The organism is Dyadobacter sp. CY312 (assembly GCF_021390535.1).
Classification (GTDB): Bacteria; Bacteroidota; Bacteroidia; order Cytophagales; family Spirosomataceae; genus Dyadobacter.
This window is the reverse complement of record NZ_JAJUXG010000019.1, coordinates 104869-121698: the sequence shown is the minus strand read 5'-3', so window position 1 is coordinate 121698 and position 16830 is coordinate 104869. Positions and strand designations below refer to the sequence as shown.

Annotated in this window: 15 protein-coding genes; 12 read left to right on the top strand and 3 right to left on the bottom strand. The window is 43.3% G+C overall.

The genetic code is table 11. From position 1 onward, the window contains the following. Nucleotides 1–91 precede the first annotated feature (91 nt). Together prmC and LZG71_RS24805 are read left to right on the top strand one after the other, a co-directional pair. Entirely contained in the window at nt 92–955 is an 864-nt protein-coding gene (prmC, locus tag LZG71_RS24810; RefSeq protein WP_233825036.1) for a peptide chain release factor N(5)-glutamine methyltransferase, read from the top strand. A 54-nt stretch (nt 956–1009) separates the two neighbouring features. Then, nucleotides 1010–1963 (top strand): MoxR family ATPase, encoded by a 954-nt coding sequence (locus LZG71_RS24805; RefSeq protein WP_233825034.1) that lies wholly within the window; start codon nt 1010–1012, stop codon nt 1961–1963. On the opposite strand, the gene yidD is transcribed toward LZG71_RS24805, so the two are convergent. Then, complete coding sequence (gene yidD, locus LZG71_RS24800; RefSeq protein WP_233825032.1) at nt 1960–2169, bottom strand: membrane protein insertion efficiency factor YidD; 210 nt, start codon at nt 2167–2169, stop codon at nt 1960–1962. The genes LZG71_RS24805 and yidD overlap by 4 nt on opposite strands. Before the next feature lie 196 nt (nt 2170–2365). Between yidD and lgt the strand changes: the two genes are divergently transcribed. The 3 genes from lgt (at nt 2366) to LZG71_RS24785 (ending at nt 4491) form a co-directional block, all read left to right on the top strand. Beyond that, nucleotides 2366–3196, top strand: coding sequence for a prolipoprotein diacylglyceryl transferase (lgt, locus tag LZG71_RS24795; RefSeq protein WP_233825030.1), 831 nt, complete (start codon nt 2366–2368; stop codon nt 3194–3196). A gap of 93 nt (nt 3197–3289) precedes the next feature. Then, nucleotides 3290–3886: a hypothetical protein gene (locus LZG71_RS24790; protein ID WP_233825028.1), complete on the top strand. Its 597-nt coding sequence runs from the start codon at nt 3290–3292 to the stop codon at nt 3884–3886. Between the two features lie 164 nt (nt 3887–4050). Further along, nucleotides 4051–4491: a hypothetical protein gene (locus LZG71_RS24785; protein WP_233825026.1), complete on the top strand. Its 441-nt coding sequence runs from the start codon at nt 4051–4053 to the stop codon at nt 4489–4491. A 96-nt stretch (nt 4492–4587) separates the two neighbouring features. Here LZG71_RS24785 and LZG71_RS24780 read toward each other — a convergent pair whose 3' ends face one another. After that, nucleotides 4588–5127, bottom strand: coding sequence for an RNA polymerase sigma factor (locus LZG71_RS24780; protein WP_233825024.1), 540 nt, complete (start codon nt 5125–5127; stop codon nt 4588–4590). 581 nt (nt 5128–5708) lie between these two features. Here LZG71_RS24780 and LZG71_RS24775 point away from each other — a divergent pair. The 4 genes from LZG71_RS24775 (at nt 5709) to LZG71_RS24760 (ending at nt 12556) form a co-directional block, all read left to right on the top strand. Continuing rightward, a complete protein-coding gene (locus LZG71_RS24775; RefSeq protein ID WP_233825022.1) occupies nt 5709–7634 on the top strand; it encodes a PfkB family carbohydrate kinase in 1926 nt (641 codons plus the stop codon). A gap of 57 nt (nt 7635–7691) precedes the next feature. Next, on the top strand, nt 7692–8858 hold the full coding sequence (locus tag LZG71_RS24770) for an exo-alpha-sialidase (RefSeq protein ID WP_233825020.1): 1167 nt from the start codon (nt 7692–7694) through the stop codon (nt 8856–8858). Between the two features lie 58 nt (nt 8859–8916). Beyond that, nucleotides 8917–11145, top strand: a complete 2229-nt coding sequence (locus LZG71_RS24765) for a hypothetical protein (RefSeq protein WP_233825018.1) — start codon at nt 8917–8919, stop codon at nt 11143–11145. 85 nt (nt 11146–11230) lie between these two features. Next, entirely contained in the window at nt 11231–12556 is a 1326-nt protein-coding gene (locus LZG71_RS24760) for a DUF3748 domain-containing protein (RefSeq protein WP_233825016.1), read from the top strand. A gap of 21 nt (nt 12557–12577) precedes the next feature. Here the strand turns inward: LZG71_RS24760 and LZG71_RS24755 are convergent, their stop codons facing one another. After that, a complete protein-coding gene (locus tag LZG71_RS24755) occupies nt 12578–13618 on the bottom strand; it encodes a LacI family DNA-binding transcriptional regulator (protein WP_233825014.1) in 1041 nt (346 codons plus the stop codon). 213 nt (nt 13619–13831) lie between these two features. Between LZG71_RS24755 and uxuA the strand changes: the two genes are divergently transcribed. Genes uxuA through LZG71_RS24740 form a run of 3 tightly spaced genes read left to right on the top strand, consistent with a single transcriptional unit; the run spans nt 13832 to nt 16717 of the window. Next, entirely contained in the window at nt 13832–15034 is a 1203-nt protein-coding gene (gene uxuA / locus LZG71_RS24750) for a mannonate dehydratase (protein ID WP_233825013.1), read from the top strand. A gap of 28 nt (nt 15035–15062) precedes the next feature. Continuing rightward, nucleotides 15063–15857 carry an SDR family NAD(P)-dependent oxidoreductase gene (locus tag LZG71_RS24745; protein WP_233825011.1) on the top strand — a complete coding sequence of 265 codons (795 nt, stop codon included), beginning with the start codon at nt 15063–15065 and terminating at the stop codon, nt 15855–15857. Between the two features lie 20 nt (nt 15858–15877). Next, nucleotides 15878–16717, top strand: a complete 840-nt coding sequence (locus LZG71_RS24740; RefSeq protein WP_233825009.1) for a ThuA domain-containing protein — start codon at nt 15878–15880, stop codon at nt 16715–16717. Nucleotides 16718–16830: the final 113 nt, after the last annotated feature.

Sequence of the window (16830 nt, the reverse complement as noted above, 5' to 3'; positions counted from 1 at the left end):
TAGTAAAAATACGAAGCCGATACGAAACTCAAGTTTCGGGAGTTCTTATAATTTGTTAACTTTCCGACATTGGAATAAAAACTCATAAAAAATGACTTCGGCACGTCAGCTATATCAGAATATTGTAAGTGGCATAAAAGTATATCCCGAGAAAGAAGCGCAGGCAATTACATTCATGTTGCTGGAACATTATATGCGCTTGCGGAACATAGATGTTCTGGTAGACAGACCGGTTCCTGAAAATTCCGCTCAGCCCGACTGGCTTTCTATTATTTCCCGTCTCAATAATAATGAGCCTGTTCAACATATCATCGGTTCCACCGAGTTTTGCGGTCTCGAATTCCGCGTTTCATCATCAGTATTGATTCCTCGTCCGGAAACGGAAGAACTCGTACGCATGGTTACCCGCGACTACGCTGAACCAGATAAAAACATATCCATTCTTGACATCGGAACCGGTAGCGGATGTATTGCTATTGTTTTAGCACGATTCCTGCCACATGTAAGTGTTCATGCCTGGGACGTTTCCGACGAAGCCCTTGAAGTAGCACGTGAGAATGCGCGTCAGCTAATTGCAGATGTACATTTCGCCAAACAGGATATGCTAAACGTCACTTTCCCGTTGCCGGGAGACGTCATCAAGTTTGACTGTCTGGTAAGTAATCCGCCGTATGTCACCTATTCGGAGGCTGAACACATGCGTCCGAATGTTTTGCGTTTTGAGCCGCACGAAGCCCTGTTTGTTGAAGACAGCGATCCGCTCCTGTTTTACAAAGCCATTGCAGATTTCGGGAAACATCACCTGAAAGAAGGCGGTAAATGTTACGTGGAAATCAACGAGCATTTTGGAGCTGAAACCAAAACAGTTTTTGAAGAAAGAGCCTATAAAAACGTAGAGATTCTGCGTGATATTCATGGTAAGGACAGGTTTGTTCGTGCCATTTGGGATAATTAGGATTGAAGCAAGCACAAGATTGAAATCAACCCTTGCTGCTTTAAACGGAACACAATGTATTTAGAGAAAATAAAGGATGTACTCAATGAACTGGGGAAAGTAGTTGTTGGGCAAGACAAACTACTGAACCGTCTTTTGATAGGCCTCTTCACTGGCGGACATATTCTGCTGGAAGGAGTTCCAGGTCTGGCGAAAACGCTGACGATCAACTCCATGGCAAGAGTTCTTCATCTGGATTTCAAAAGAATCCAGTTCACACCGGATCTTTTGCCCGCCGATTTGATCGGAACGATGATCTACAAGCCGAAGATCGGGGATTATGAAGTAAAAAAAGGACCGATCTTTTCCAACATCATTCTGGCCGATGAAGTGAACCGCTCTCCTGCCAAAGTACAATCTGCCCTGCTGGAAGCTATGCAGGAAAAACAGGTAACCATAGGGGACGAAACATACCTGCTCGACCGTCCGTTTATCGTTCTTGCAACCCAAAACCCGGTTGAACAGGAAGGAACATATCCGCTACCCGAAGCGCAGATTGACCGGTTCATGATGAAAGTGTATGTTGATTATCTCGACAAACAGGAAGAATTGGAGGTAATGCGCAGGATGTCGGATATTAACTACGATTACAAAATAAAGCCGATCCTGAACAAAGAGGATATTTTTGCGATTCGTAACAATGTCAACAATGTCAATATTTCTGATACCCTGGAACGTTACATCATCGAACTGGTATTTGCAACGCGCAGACCGCTCGATTACGGTTTGAGAGACGAAGCGAGATACATTCAGTTTGGCGTTTCACCCCGTGCCACCATTTATCTCAACCGTGCAGCCAAAGCTTTGGCATATCTGGAAGGCAGGGATTATGTGTTGCCCGAAGATATTAAAGAACTGGCACCTGACATTATGAACCACAGGATTTTGCTCAATTACGAAGCCGAGGCAGACAATGTACGGACAACATCAATTATTGATTCGATACTCAGAAAAGTAGCGATTGGCTAAGGAACCGGATCGTGGCCGTGACCTCCCCAGGGATGGCAACGACCAACACGTTTCATTCCCATCCAGCCGCCTTTGAAAAATCCGTGTTTCTGAACAGCCTGAATCATATACTGTGAACAGGTTGGTGTATAACGGCACGAATTGGGCAGGTAAGGCGATAGCACACCCTGATATATCCGAACCAGTCCGATGAGTAAAAATTTCATTTTTTTTCTTGTAGTATCATGAAATCGAGAGCAAAATGACCTCTGTTTAGTACAAGGAAAATCAATTCATTATCGTTCCCCGCATAATTTTCACCAATATAACACAGCTGAATAGGACAAGGACTAAATTTTCATTCATCTTTGTGTATTGAATAAATCTTACATACCGCCTTTTGCCAATTAACATCATAGACAAATGATTTCCTACATACTTTGGAATGTGAATCCCGAAATTTTCACAATACCAGAATTTGCCGGTCTCGGCCCTTTCCCCGTACGCTGGTATGGGCTTCTTTTTGCAGCAGGCTTCCTCATCGGCCAGCAGGTTATGATACATGTTTTCAAAAAAGAGAAAAAACCACTCGAAGATATTGATGCACTGACCTTGTATATGGTGATATCGACGGTTTTGGGAGCACGTATTGGTCATTTTCTTTTTTATCAGCCAGACGTATTGTTCAAAAATCCTTTGGAAGTGATTTTACCACCGTATGCTGGTCTGGCAAGCCACGGCGCCATCATCGGGATCATTACCGGATTGTTGCTATATTCAAGATCCAGGAAATCTACGGGACAGAGTTTTTTATGGGTTGCCGACAGAATTGTTATAGTCGTAGCCCTCACAGGCTGTTTTATCCGTTTCGGAAATTTGATGAACCACGAAATTGTAGGTAAACTAACCGAAGTTCCGTGGGGCTTTATTTTTATGCAAAACACAGAGTTTTCTCAGAATCCCCGCCATCCTGCCCAGCTTTACGAATCCATTTCCTGTCTTGTGCTGTTCTTTATTTTACTGGGACTTTGGAATAAATTCAAAGAGAACACCCCGCGCGGATTATTGGTTGGGATATTTTTTGTTTGGGTGTTTACACTCCGCTTCCTATACGAATTTGTAAAAGAAAATCAGGAAGCTTTCGAAGCTGATTATACCCTTAATATGGGACAATTATTGAGCATTCCGGCAGTTCTGTTGGGCTTTTATTTCATCTGGCAGTCGCGCCAAAACCCCATTCAAAAATCCGTTTAGGCAGCCAAGTCAACCGAATAATCATTTGAATGAAATTTCGCTGTTGGTTTGTGCTAACTTGCTGTATCTCTAAAATTTTAAATTAAACCTCAAATGAAAAAAAGTTTAATTTTAGCGTTGGCTATAACGACCTTCTTAGTGGGTTGTGGTAAAAAAGAAGAGAAACAGGAAGAACCCAAGAGCGGTATGGAAGCCTTGCAGCAGCTTGCCGACAAAGCAAAGGAAATGCAAACCCGTGAACCGGTTGATCCTGTTGATTTCAGAAAATTAAAGGAATTGCTTCCCGAAGCAATAGCTGGTTTCAAAAGAACGGAAGCTTCAGGTGAAAAAGAAGGTGCAATGGGTTTTACCATCTCACGATCAGAAGCCAGTTATAAGGGAGACGGAGACGCATCTCTAAAACTCGAAATATTGGATACGGGTGGAATTGCAGGAGTGGCAACAATGGCACTTGCTGCCTGGACCATGGCGGACATAGATAAAGAAACGCCAAACGGGTACGAAAAAACGACCACTCTGGAAAGTTACAAAGCGTATGAAAAGTACAGCAGTCAGGATAAGTCGGGGGAACTGAATGTGCTGGTTGCCGACCGTTACGTTGTCAACGTGAGTGGAAACAATGTAAGCATGGAGCAACTTAAAAGTGTATTGGCCGACCTGGATCTTGAAAAGCTTAGAGAACTGAAATAGATTTCAAACAGCATTATTTGTGCAAGGGAGCTTCGGCTCCCTTTTTATTTGCCCATTAGTAAAAATAATTCTACCCGATTCCGAAAAGTAAGATAAATCACAGTTTTATTTTTTTAAATTCCGCACCAAAACTCATCCATCATTTTATCAGTAGCATTACCATTATGAAAGTATTGTTTTTCGCTTGCGTTCTCTCTTTAATTTCCCTATCCATCAGTGCACAGGACTTTGCTCCAGATTCATCCGTATCAACAAAGAAGGAGCAATTGTATACCCTGGCGCCAACAGAAAATCTTTCGGTAAAAGGTCAGATTGACGCTGAAAGAAATTACAAAAAATACAAAGGAGCGGCAACAGGAACTTTGATAGCAAGTCTTGTTTCTCCGCTTATCGGGCTTATACCTGCAATTGCAACTTCGGCAACAACTCCAAAAATCCAAAACCTTGGCTATCCGGATGAGGCTCTTTTCAATCAGGCAGAATACCATTCAAACTATACCCGCAAGGCAAAAAAGATAAAACAAAAGAAGGTCTGGACCAATTGGGGAATTGGATTCGGGGTAAACCTGGCGTTGGTACTGGTAATAGCCGCAGGTGGTAATTAACTATCAATAACTTACCATAAAAAAGACAGGAGCTGGCCAACTCCTGTCTTTTGCATTTTAAAGCATTACATAACGTATAATTCCTGACAAAACTGGCTACGCTGTTGCTACATCCACTTTTTCGCGAAGTATTTGTTTTGCTTTCACAAGCTGGTTTTTTACTGTATTCTTTGATATTCTGAGAAATTCAGCAATTTCCTGATAAGACTTTCCTTCCTCAATATTGAGTTTCAAAATGAGCTTGCGTTTGAGTGAGAGTGATTCCACCGCGCTTTGCACAAGGGATATACGTCGCTCTTTTTCCTCTTTTTCCTCATCTCCTGCAAGCATCATCCCCTCCATAAACTGCTTTCTGAGCTGCTCGCTTTTTTCTACCTTTTTAAAGTAGTCAAATGCCATGTTTCTCAAACAGGTGAAAAGATAAGAGCTAAAATTGTGATCAGGTTTGATCTGCTCACGTTTGATCCAAAGCTTCACAAATACGTCCTGTATCATGTTTTCTGCTTCTTCCTCATCCTTCAAAAGAGAGATGGAGAACCGCAGGGCAGGACCCTTGTAATAATTATAGAGTTCGGCGAAGGCAACTTCATCGCCCTGGGTAACTCTTCTTAGGATATTCTCGTCAGGATGGGCCACAGTAGTAAGGGTTTAATCGATAATTTTTGGTTAATTTTTTAGAACAACATAAAAGCCGTAATGCGCAAAATGCTATATCTATTATTTACTTTATTCTTTATTTAATACCATTTAATGATTCTTCGAAAAATATTCTTGAAAATCTATATTATAAGGATATTATGGTCAATGATATTATAAAATACTGCGAAACATTAAATGCGTAATTGTTAATTCTGGTATTGAAATTAGCTTTAATGTTTTCTTCTGTGCGGCGTCATGAATTTCTGATGATAAATTTACCGGATCCTTTTCTAATTCAAATCGCAACTTGCGTAAATTTATCTTCATTTTGCGCAAAAGATCTTTATTTAACAATAAGGAAATAATTATTTATCAAATTGATCATAAATACTCAGTATCAGGATATTCCGTAGCCTTGAATAGCTGCATTTAAACACTGCAGCAGGATAAGCGATTTCCCTGAAACGTTCCAAACGGTAACACAAGCAATAGCCTGCCTTTTTGCATTGGGAGTATATATTGAAACGGATTCTGATCCGCTATTCCCAAACCTTTAAAAATAATTGACCCTTTCAGAAATGGACCATAACCGCATAGAAGACATTCTTGAAAAGATATCAACAGTCAAAATTGCTGTCTATGGCGATTTTTGCCTCGACTGTTACTGGATCATGGATCAACAGGGATCCGAAGTATCCATTGAAACCGGACTTATGACCGAAACCGTAAGCCGACAGTATTACACACCGGGAGGCGCTGCCAACGTGGTGGCTAATCTGGCTGCGTTAACCCCTGCTTCTATTAAAGTGATAGGCACAGTTGGGAATGACATGCACGGCAGAGAACTCACTTTCCAGTTGCATGGCCTGGGTACGGATGTATCTTCACTTTTTATCCAACATGAAACTTTTGATACCTATACATATTTAAAGAGACATCTTGACGAAAAGGAGCAGCCAAGGATCGATTTCGGAGTTTACAACAAACGAAGCATAAAGACCGACGAGCTTATTCTGGCTGCACTGGAATCCGCTTTGCAGGAATATGACGCAGTTATTTTTAACCAACAGGTAACTGGCAGCATTACCAACAGCAGTTTTATCGATGCTGCAAATGCGTTGTTTGCTAAATACAGCGACAAAATTGTGATGCTGGATTCCCGGCACTTCAATGACCGTTTCCACAATACGTATCTCAAAGCCAACGACCGTGAAATAGCATCCCTGGTAGGTCAGCCTGTTAATTATGATGATGTGGTCCCTTTTAACGATATAGAAAAATTTGGTAGTCAGGTTTTCAAAAAGAGCCAAAAACCGGTATTTGTAACCTGCGGCGAAAGGGGCATTATCTCATTTGATGCCAACGGTCATTATCATGTCCCCGGTTTACAGCTGAAAAATAAACTGGATACTGTTGGAGCGGGCGACACCACAATCAGTGCAATAACGCTCTGTCTGGCCGCAGGAATACCTGTATCCGAAGCTGCTGTCTTTGCCAACTTCGCAGCGGCCGTAACTGTGCAAAAGAGATACACCACCGGCACGGCAAACGGAAATGAGATCAAAAATATCAGCCACGAACCGGATTTTATTTACAACTCCGACCTGGCCGCCGACGAAAGAAGCGCTGTTTTTGTCCCCGATACTGATTTTGAACTTTGTGATCCGGAAGTAATGGAAAAACTGGGGCATATCCGTCACGCCGTTTTCGATCATGACGGCACCATCAGTTCCCTCAGACAAGGCTGGGAGGAAATTATGGAACCTGTGATGATGAAGTCCATTTTAGGCGCGCAGTACACTACCATAGATCAGGAAACTTTCAGGAGCGTGTTGGCACAAGTGAAAGAATTTATTCACAAAACAACTGGTATACAGACCATTTATCAAATGGAAGGACTGGTGGGGCTTGTAAAAGAATTCGGATTTGTACCTGCGGATCAGATCCTGGATAAATTCCAGTATAAAGAAATGTACAACGATGCATTGATGGAGCTGGTGAACAAGCGCATGGCAAAACTGGAATCAGGTGAACTGTCACAGGAAGATTTTACAATGAAAGGCGCTGTAAATTTCTTGTATCTGCTTAAAGAAAGAGGCGTAAAAATGTACCTGGCAAGCGGAACGGATGTGGATGACGTAAAAAAAGAGGCAGAAGCGCTCGGTTATGCAGACCTGTTCGACGGGGGTATTTATGGTGCATTGAGAGAGTACACCAAGTTTTCGAAAAAGATGATCATTGAGAATATCATAAAAGACCACAATTTGAAAGGTAACGAACTGGCTGTGTTCGGAGACGGCCCAGACGAAATTCGGGAAGGAAGGCGGGCAGGAGGCATTTCGGTAGGGATCACGAGCAACGAGCAGCAACGTTTCGGACACAATCCGGCCAAACGTCCAAGACTTGTCAGAGCCGGCGCCCAATTGCTTATTCCTGATTTTTCTCAATACAAAAAATTGGCTTCGCTCCTGTTTCAGGAACAGGAAGACTATACAAATGCCTGATAATTATTCAATACAACAACTTATAATCAGCCACTCCACGCGCCTGATTTCCTTAAAATGAAAAATTATTTTTTAACAATATTACTATTCTGTTTGCCAGGCTTTTTGTCGGCTCAGATTGTACAGCAGGGACTGGTTTTTCCGCAACAGGAACAGCATGTACACGGCAGCAGCCTGGTGAACCTGCCCAATGGCGATATGCTCATTGCATGGTTTCAGGGAAGCGGCGAACGCAAATCGGACGATGTCAAGATAATGGGCGCAAGACTTAAAAAAGGCCAAAAAAACTGGTCCGAACCATTTTTGATGGCTGATACACCTCACATCCCCGACTGTAATCCTGTATTGTTTCTGAATAGCTCCGGAAAACTATTTCTGGTTTGGATTGCGGTACAGGCCAATTTATGGGAACAATCCATTCTGAGATTAAGAACTTCTGTAAGCTATGAAAAAGATGGTGCTCCTGAATGGAACTGGCAGGATAACATTCTCCTTAAACCCGATCAGAAATTTGCAGAAGAGGTTGAAGCAAAATTTAAAAAACTTCCGGAATCTGCCATTGGCTGGGCAGGTTATGCTCCCAAATATGATGCAATGATCATTGAAGCTTCCAGAGATTCACCAAAAAGGAGCATTGGCTGGATGACACGCATAAAACCATTGCTGTTACCAAAGGGCAAAATTGTATTGCCTCTTTATTCGGATGGTTACAACATGTCGATGATGGCAATATCGGAAGACGATGGTACAAGCTGGCTGCCCGGACTGCCCGTAGTTGGCCGCGGACCTATACAGCCTGCCGTTATCAGGAAAAAAAATGGAAATCTGCTCGCTTACATGCGTGATAGCGGCGATGGGCCTACACGTGTGCATGTCAGCGAGTCTGCTGATGGAGGCGTAACATGGGATGCCACAAAGAAGACAGACATTCCGAACACGGCCAGTGTGGAGTTATTGGTATTGCAGGATGGGCGATTGGCTTTTCTTGGAAATGACATTTACGATGGCCGCTATCAGTTAAGTCTGCGTATCTCAGACGATGAAGGGCAGACCTGGAAATGGAAAACCTATATTGAAAATGACGAGTCAAAAAAAGGTGGATACTCCTACCCTTCGCTGATCCAGACCAAAGACGGCATGCTCCATTTATCTTATTCCTATCATCCTGAGAAGAACAAAAAATCAATTAAATACGTGGTTGTGAACCCAAAGCTGATCAAATAATTTTTGGTTCCGATAGCAGATTATGACTCAACATCAAGGCAATTTTAAATACCAGACAATGCAAAAAATCCTAACCTTCCTTTTGATTTTAAGTATATCAGGAATGCTTTCCTGTTCTAAAAAATCAACCCAACCCGTACATGAAGACAAGCCATTTGTGCAGGATCTCAGTGTAAAGTATTATTCCGATACGGTAACACAAAACCTGCTGCAAGCCTTTTCGGACAACAACGGGAAAGTACAAATATTATCAAAACAAGGCCTGTTACATCCTCATAACGGTCGTTTTCTGTATCACGGCACCATTTCGCCGGATAACTCGTACCGGTTTATGAAAGACAAAAAAATATCCGCCATTGGCAGTTATGAGAATCAACTCGTATACCTGAGCGACTCCGTGGTTTTTAGCAATGCCTGGGCAGGAAAGCTATTTTCCAGACATACGCTCCCCGGTGCACGGATATTTGAAGGAGGACAAAATTTTGCTTTTCTTATCTCCGACGGCAGGTCATTACAGCTGATACAGGATTCTAAAAATCTTTGGAGCGGAAACCTTCCGGATGATGAAGTTTTGGAAATACGATACAATACAGTTGACTCCCAATTCTGGATTCTTGGAAAAAAAACGCTTTCAACATTTAGCCCAACTGACAAGAAGCTGCTAAAGGTATTGGAGGGTAGCAGCTTTACATCCTTTGATCTTTACAAAAAGCAAACCATTGCCATAATCGGAAGCAACGACGGTTATCTGGAATACGATATTAAAGCAAAGAAGCAACTTGGCGAAATCAACAGAAAATTGCCAGTCACCAACATCGAGTCGGTGAAAGTAATTAATGAAAAGCTGTGGTTTGGATCAACAGACGGCACATTTGCACTGCGTGCCGACGGAAAATATGATTACTACAACGGAGAACGCTGGCTACCGGGCAATAAGGTCCGACAAATCAGCGCAGGACCGAAAAATTCTGTGCTGGTACTGACTAATTCCGGTCTGGCGCAAATTGAGTTTAAGGAAATGACATTGGAACAAAAAGCGCTTTATTTTGAAGAGCAGGTAAGGCTTCGTCACATCCGTAATGGTTTTAATGCTACGGTACGCGGAATGAATCGCGGTGACCTATCCACCGGATTTATGGAAGATTCGGACAACGACGGACTATGGACTTCCATGTATCTGGGCGGCGAGATTTTCAGATATGCAGTTACCAAAGATTCTGCCGCGCTGCAAAACTGCCGGGAATCAATGGATGCCATGGAGAGGCTGTATGATATTAATCCGGTTCCTGGTTTTCCTTCAAGATCTTTTGAGCGATCCGGTCACATCAATGAACTTGGAGATCCGGAACGTTGGCAACATGCTTCAAATAAAGAATGGGACTGGAAATCGACTACGAGCAGTGACGAGGTAATCGGGCATATATTCGCCTTCGGAGCGATGGCGGAGCTGGTTGACGATACCAATCTTAAAACCCGCGCCATTACGCTGATCGACACAGTAATGTCTCATATCATTAAAAATGACATGTATCTGATCGACTTCGATGGCAAACCTACGATGTGGGGAAAATGGAATCCGGAATATGTGAACGCTTTTCCTGTCAATGTCGGGGATAGAAAACTCAACTCGTCCAACATTGTGTCGATGTTGCAAACGGCTTATCATTTTACCAAAAAGGAAAAGTATAAGGAAAAAGCATTGGAACTGATGACTAAAAACGGTTATCTCGAAAACCTGATGCGCCCGATGAGTGTGATTGGAAAAGCACCGGAAGATGCCGATGAACACAGCAAACACATGTCCGACGGCTGGAACCACTCCGATGATGAAATGTATTTTGTGGGCTATTGGGGACTTTATCGTTATGCATTGAACGACACCCTGAAGGCAAAATACAAGGAAGCAATTCTCGACCACTGGCAGGCAGAAAGACCAGAAAAAGAAGGAGCCTGGAATATTTTCACTGCCCTGACCGGCACAAACAAGTTTGACTTAAATGAAGCGGTCTGGTACCTGCAGGAACATCCTTTGGATCTGATCGACTGGCAGATTAGAAACAGCCATAGAAAAGACATTGAGATGGTAGAACCTAATTTCCGGAAACAGACAACCAAAGAAGTACTTCCACCCGATGAAAGACCAATCCAAAGACACAACGGAAATACTTTTAATCTCGACCGCACCCACAGCAACGGTTCTTCTGAACATAGTGCAGGTGACATATGGCTGCTTCCTTACTGGATGGGCAGATACCTTGGCGTGATTAGCGCACCGGTTAACAAATGATATAGTCAAGCAGGTTTTTCCTTTTCCAATAAACATACCCGCTGTAACTTTGAAATCAATTCTTATTATTTTACTTATTGCCGCAATGAGTTCCTGCCAAACCGATTCGAACGAGAAACAGATCACCACAGATTTGAGTTATAACCACGATCTGGACAACAACGATAATTTTTCGCCCGACGGTGAATGGCTGGTGTATGATACCCGCACGGATGAAGGAGGGATTCCGGCTTCGTCCAGGATCGAGAAAGTAAATATCCTGACAGGCGAAAAAAAGATTTTATTTGAAATAAAGAATAATCAACCCTGGGGACCGGGTGCGGGAGCGGTTAGTTATAGTTCAAAGGAGAATACAGTCGTGTTCATTCATGGATTGGCATCAGGTACCAAAGAAAATCCCTACCAGCAATGGCGCCGCACGGGAGTAATTATCGAAGATCAAAATCCGAATGTGCCTGTTTACATGGATGCCCGTGACGTAACATTTCCATTCACGCCCGGGGCTTTGCGGGGAGGAACCCACAGGCACGAATGGAGCGGAGACGGACAGTGGATTGGATTTACTTACAACGACGCCATTATGAAGGCATTGGAAGACAGCTCAGGTACCCGTCAAAATCTTCGGACGATCGGGGTTTCCCGAAGAGGAAAGGCTGTGGAAGTTGACACAAACGAAGAGAATGTTTCCGGAAACTGGTTTAGTGCATTGGTTGTACTTGTAGTGCCTGAGCCAAAATCAGGTAGTGACGAAATCAGCCATGCAGCCAGTGACAGCTGGATTGGCACAAACGGATATTTACAAAAAGACAACAAAAGACAACTTGCAAGGGCATTTCTGGGCACGGTAAGAGACAAAAACGGAAAAGATGTTCCGGAGGTATTTGTAGTGGATATACCCGAAGACATTACAATTCCCGGAGAATCTGGTCCATTGGAAGGTACCGAAACAACTTTTCCAATGCCACCAAAAGGTGCAGTTCAAAGACGCCTTACTTTCACCGCCAATTCAGCCAAACCGGGTTGTTCAGGCATTGTACGGTCCTCACCCGACGGATCCATGCTGGCATACATGGCATACGACCAAAATGGAGTTCAGCAGGTTTTTATTATTTCTCCAAATGGTGGGAGTGCAACACAGCTGACAGAACATAATTCGGACGTAGCAGGAAACCTTCGCTGGCATCCTGACGGAAAACATGTGAGTTATGTTTGGAATGGCAGTCTGATTTTGTGCAGAACAGGAAATGATCCTTTTAGCAAAAGATTTGAAAAACTAACAGAGGCCACTGCGCCTGCGCCTACCAATTCTGTTTGGTCACCGGACGGTAAAACAATTGCATTTAACAGGTTTGTAAAATCTGGAAAAAGCGGTGTTGCTACCCAGCAGATTTTTGTCAAAAGAGTAAGGTAAAAAAACACTTTGGTGACAGAACTAATTTACCTGATACTTTCCTGTCAACTTCAAGGAAGAGTCTCTGACAATCAGATCTGACTTCATGATAACTGTGTTTACAGTGTCCATACTCACGGTTCCGTTCAGATGGTCAATCATTGTTTTGACTGCAATTTCGCCCATTTCTCTGCCAGGATAATATATCGTAGTCAGGTTGGGCTCCACTACTTCCGCTACCGGATCATTGTTGAACCCTGCAACGGCAATATCCTCGGGAATTCGGTAGCCACGTTGTTTTAACTCTTTCACACAACTGATTGCACAGACATCGTTTGCTATAAAAATGCCATCCGGGAGGATTGACATATCCGCAAGTTTCGCAATTGCATCTTTGCCAGCCTCTCGTGAAAGATCCGTTTCGGTTACAAGTGACTCATCGAACAGCACACCATGAGCTTCCAATGCACTTCGATATCCCCGGTACCTTTCCGAATAAACGTTTCTTTTCAGATTACCCGTCACGTGCATAATTCTGTTGCAACCCTGCATGATCAGATGTGAGGTCACATCATAACCTGCCTGTTCATTGTCGATAACAATGGCAGCACAGGCATCATGATCGAAAATTCTGTCGAAGAACAAAATGGGGACATTCTTCTTTACAAAATTTTCAAAATGATCAAATCCGTCAGTATCATAGGCCAGAGAAACCAGCAGACCGTCCACCCGACTGTTATACATGGTTCGTGCATTGGCTCTCTCCTTGCTTTCCGATTCCAGTGACTGGCTTATTAACAGGTTATAACCGGCACGATTTGCAACAGATTCCATTCCTGCCAGCACCGCAGACATAAAACTACTATCCAGCCTTGGCACAATAACACCGAGCGTGCTCGTGCTTTTACGTCTCAGATTACTGGCAAATGTATTGGATCGGTAGCCCAATTCCGCCGCCTTTGCTGCTATGGAAAGTTTTGTTTTACTATTTATCGCCGGATGATCGTTCAAAGCCCGGCTTACCGTAGCCGGAGAAATATGGAGTATTTTGGCAATGTCGTATATAGTAACTTCTTTTTCCATCAGGCGGAAGGTCTTAAATTTCTATTCAATTAATTTCTTTCAAATGTAAGGGAAATTGCAACCGATTGCGTCACAATACATATCCCCCGATATTTTGCCGGCAGTAACATCCAAATTCAGAATAACCCAATTTATAATTATTTATGCAATCGGTTGCAATGCAAAATAATATAAAGATATTTATACATCAATTTTTAGCAGTGAATTAATCCTATGATACATACCATGCGCTGGTTCGGCCCCAATGACCCAGTCTCTTTGATGGATATTCGTCAGGCCGGCTGTACCGGAGTTGTGAGCGCGCTACATCAGATACCCGTGGGAGATGTGTGGAGCGTGGAAGCCATCCAGGAGAGAAAAAGCATCATAGAAGCTGGTAACGAGGAATACACTCCGTTGCAGTGGCTCGTAGTAGAAAGTCTGCCTGTTCATGAGCACATTAAAAAAGGGCTTCCAACCCGCGAGTTGTATATTGAAAATTACAAAGAATCGCTCAGGAATCTGGCTGCATGCGGTATCAACACGGTTTGCTACAACTTTATGCCGGTTCTGGACTGGTCGCGTACACAACTTGATTATACACTTCCGGAGGGACATAAAACCTTACGATTCGTTTGGGAAGATTTTGCTTTGTTTGACCTTTATATTCTGAAACGTCCTAACGCGGCTTTGGATTATGAATCTAAAATTCAGCAATCTGCTCTGAGCAAGTTTCAAAGCATGTCTCAAGATGAAATTGCAGTGTTAACGAATACTGTTTTACTCGGTTTGCCCGGTTCCGAAGAAGCTTTTGATCTTTCCATTTTTCAGTCTTTACTGGATGCTTACTCTGAGATAGGAGATCAGCAGCTTCGGGATAACTTATATTATTTCGTCAAAGAAGTCGCACCGCTTGCTCAGGAGCTGGGCATCAATCTCTGTATTCATCCCGACGATCCGCCAAGGTCGTTACTAGGTCTTCCGAGAGTTGTCAGTACCCAATCAGATTTTGAGCAATTGATGAATGCGAGTAATGTACGTGCAAACGGTATCACATTTTGCACCGGTTCACTTGGTGTGAGAGCAGACAATGATCTTGTAGAAATTATCAGAAATTATGGAGGCAGAATCCATTTTGTGCATTTGCGTACAACCAAAAGAGAAACGGGTACCCGAAATTTTCATGAAGCACCGCATTTGAACGGCGATGTGGACATGTATGAAGTTGTGAAAGCGCTTCTGGAAGAAGAACAGAAGCGAAAAGCAACAGATAATCCCGGTCAGGAACTACCGATGCGGCCCGACCATGGTTTCCAGATGCTGGAAGATTTACATAAAAAAACATATCCGGGATATTCCGGCATTGGCAGGCTGAAAGCGCTGGCTGAATTAAGAGGATTGGAAATGGGCATCAAACGAGCACATCATTTAGGCTGACATTTTAAAAACATCACATCATAAATCTATGAGTACAGATCACAATGTATCTGAGGCAAACATTCACCAGCAAGCTTTTTCACTGGCTGGCAAGATAGCAGTAGTAACAGGCGGAGGCAGCGGTATTGGATTTTATATCGCACAATCCATGGTACAGGCCGGCGCAAAAGTGATTCTCACCGGTCGCCGTGAATCGGTATTACAGGAAGCAGTCGAAACGCTGGGATCAAATGCATCGTATATGGTTAATGATATAACCAAACTGGAAACCATTCCTCAACTTGTTGCCGACATTGAAACCCGGAACGGACTGATTGATATTCTGGTCAACAACGCGGGCATCAATATGAAAAAACATGCTGTGGAGGTTACCGATGAAGATTTTGACAAGATTGTCCAAACCAATCTTTATTCTGTGTTTTCGATGACCAGAGAATGTGGAAAAAGAATGATTGAGCGTAAACAGGGTTCAATTATCATGATCACCTCCATGGCAGCGCTGTATGGTATCGACCGTGTGGTGGCTTACACAGCTTCAAAATCAGCAGTGGGCGGAATGGTGAAGGCACTGGCGACAGAATTTTCTCCGCACAATGTAAGGATAAACGCCGTAGCTCCTGGTTTTATAGAAACGCCTATGATGCTAACTGCCATGGGAGGTGATCCGGCGCGGCGTGACAAGGCAATGGACCGTACACCAATGGGAACCTGGGGCAAGCCAGACGATATCGGACTGGCCGCCGTATTCCTGGCGTCTTCCGCTGCCAAGTTTATTACAGGTGTGACATTGCCGGTAGACGGTGGAAATTCAATCGGTTTTTAATGCTTAATTCTATTCCTACAATGAAAAAAATCAGTTTCGTTAAAAGCTTTATTTGCCTCCTGATCCTGTTAGGAGCCGGTTTTAGCAATCCATCATTTTCTCAGAAAATTAAGTGGAACAAGGTAAAAATCCTGTTTTATACCAAAAATGGAAAAGGTTATGTGCATGACAACATCGCAAATTCGGTTGTTGCCATTCAAGCGTTGAGTAAGCAACACGGGTTTACCGTGGACGTTTCAGATGACCCTGGAAAATTTACCGACGAAAATCTTAAACAATATGATGCGCTTGTATTTTCGAACACGAACAACGATGTTTTCGATACGGATGCACAGCGGGTTTCTCTCATGCGTTACATTCAGGCAGGTGGAAACTTTGTCGGTCTGCACTCTGCATCGGGTACCGAGCGTAAATGGAGATGGTTTAAAGACTTGCTCGGCGGAACATTCTTCTGGCATGAACCCGGACAAGGTTTTACAGTGAATATTTTGGATGAGAAAAATCCGTCATTGGCTCATTTGGGAACAAAATGGGTTCGGGAAACGGATGAATTTTATTTTATCAAAGAATTGGGTGTCAACCTGAATGTTCTTGCGGTGAACGATCACACAACCATCCAGAAGCCAGGCGGCAAAGCACTTGATACATTCGGCACCGTATTTCCCTCCGTATGGTGGCATGAATACGATGGCGGCAGGGCGTTTTACACATCATTGGGACACGAAAAAGGTGACTATCTCAAACCTGATCTGCAAAAGCACATTCTGGGAGCAATTGAATGGGCAATAGGTCCGCAAAAGCCCAGAAATTACAGCAAAGCCTACGCAACCACCCCAAACGATCCGATAAAAAAACGCTAACCCTAGCCTGAAAGGCTTTCATCTCTCAAAGTCGGACAACGTCCGACGAACCGGGCACAACCGGCGAAGTAATGAATGACCAGTCAGCTCATATAACACATTCCTGAACTTAA

What these genes read in the sequence shown, in the direction of transcription:
- prmC (WP_233825036.1), top strand. Translation starts at nt 92, where the DNA reads ATGACTTCGGCACGTCAGCTATATCAGAATATTGTAAGTGGCATAAAA.
- LZG71_RS24805 (WP_233825034.1), top strand. Translation starts at nt 1,010, where the DNA reads ATGTATTTAGAGAAAATAAAGGATGTACTCAATGAACTGGGGAAAGTA.
- yidD (WP_233825032.1), bottom strand. Translation starts at nt 2,169, where the DNA reads ATGAAATTTTTACTCATCGGACTGGTTCGGATATATCAGGGTGTGCTA.
- lgt (WP_233825030.1), top strand. Translation starts at nt 2,366, where the DNA reads ATGATTTCCTACATACTTTGGAATGTGAATCCCGAAATTTTCACAATA.
- LZG71_RS24790 (WP_233825028.1), top strand. Translation starts at nt 3,290, where the DNA reads ATGAAAAAAAGTTTAATTTTAGCGTTGGCTATAACGACCTTCTTAGTG.
- LZG71_RS24785 (WP_233825026.1), top strand. Translation starts at nt 4,051, where the DNA reads ATGAAAGTATTGTTTTTCGCTTGCGTTCTCTCTTTAATTTCCCTATCC.
- LZG71_RS24775 (WP_233825022.1), top strand. Translation starts at nt 5,709, where the DNA reads ATGGACCATAACCGCATAGAAGACATTCTTGAAAAGATATCAACAGTC.
- LZG71_RS24770 (WP_233825020.1), top strand. Translation starts at nt 7,692, where the DNA reads ATGAAAAATTATTTTTTAACAATATTACTATTCTGTTTGCCAGGCTTT.
- LZG71_RS24765 (WP_233825018.1), top strand. Translation starts at nt 8,917, where the DNA reads ATGCAAAAAATCCTAACCTTCCTTTTGATTTTAAGTATATCAGGAATG.
- LZG71_RS24760 (WP_233825016.1), top strand. Translation starts at nt 11,231, where the DNA reads ATGAGTTCCTGCCAAACCGATTCGAACGAGAAACAGATCACCACAGAT.
- LZG71_RS24755 (WP_233825014.1), bottom strand. Translation starts at nt 13,618, where the DNA reads ATGGAAAAAGAAGTTACTATATACGACATTGCCAAAATACTCCATATT.
- uxuA (WP_233825013.1), top strand. Translation starts at nt 13,832, where the DNA reads ATGATACATACCATGCGCTGGTTCGGCCCCAATGACCCAGTCTCTTTG.
- LZG71_RS24745 (WP_233825011.1), top strand. Translation starts at nt 15,063, where the DNA reads ATGAGTACAGATCACAATGTATCTGAGGCAAACATTCACCAGCAAGCT.
- LZG71_RS24740 (WP_233825009.1), top strand. Translation starts at nt 15,878, where the DNA reads ATGAAAAAAATCAGTTTCGTTAAAAGCTTTATTTGCCTCCTGATCCTG.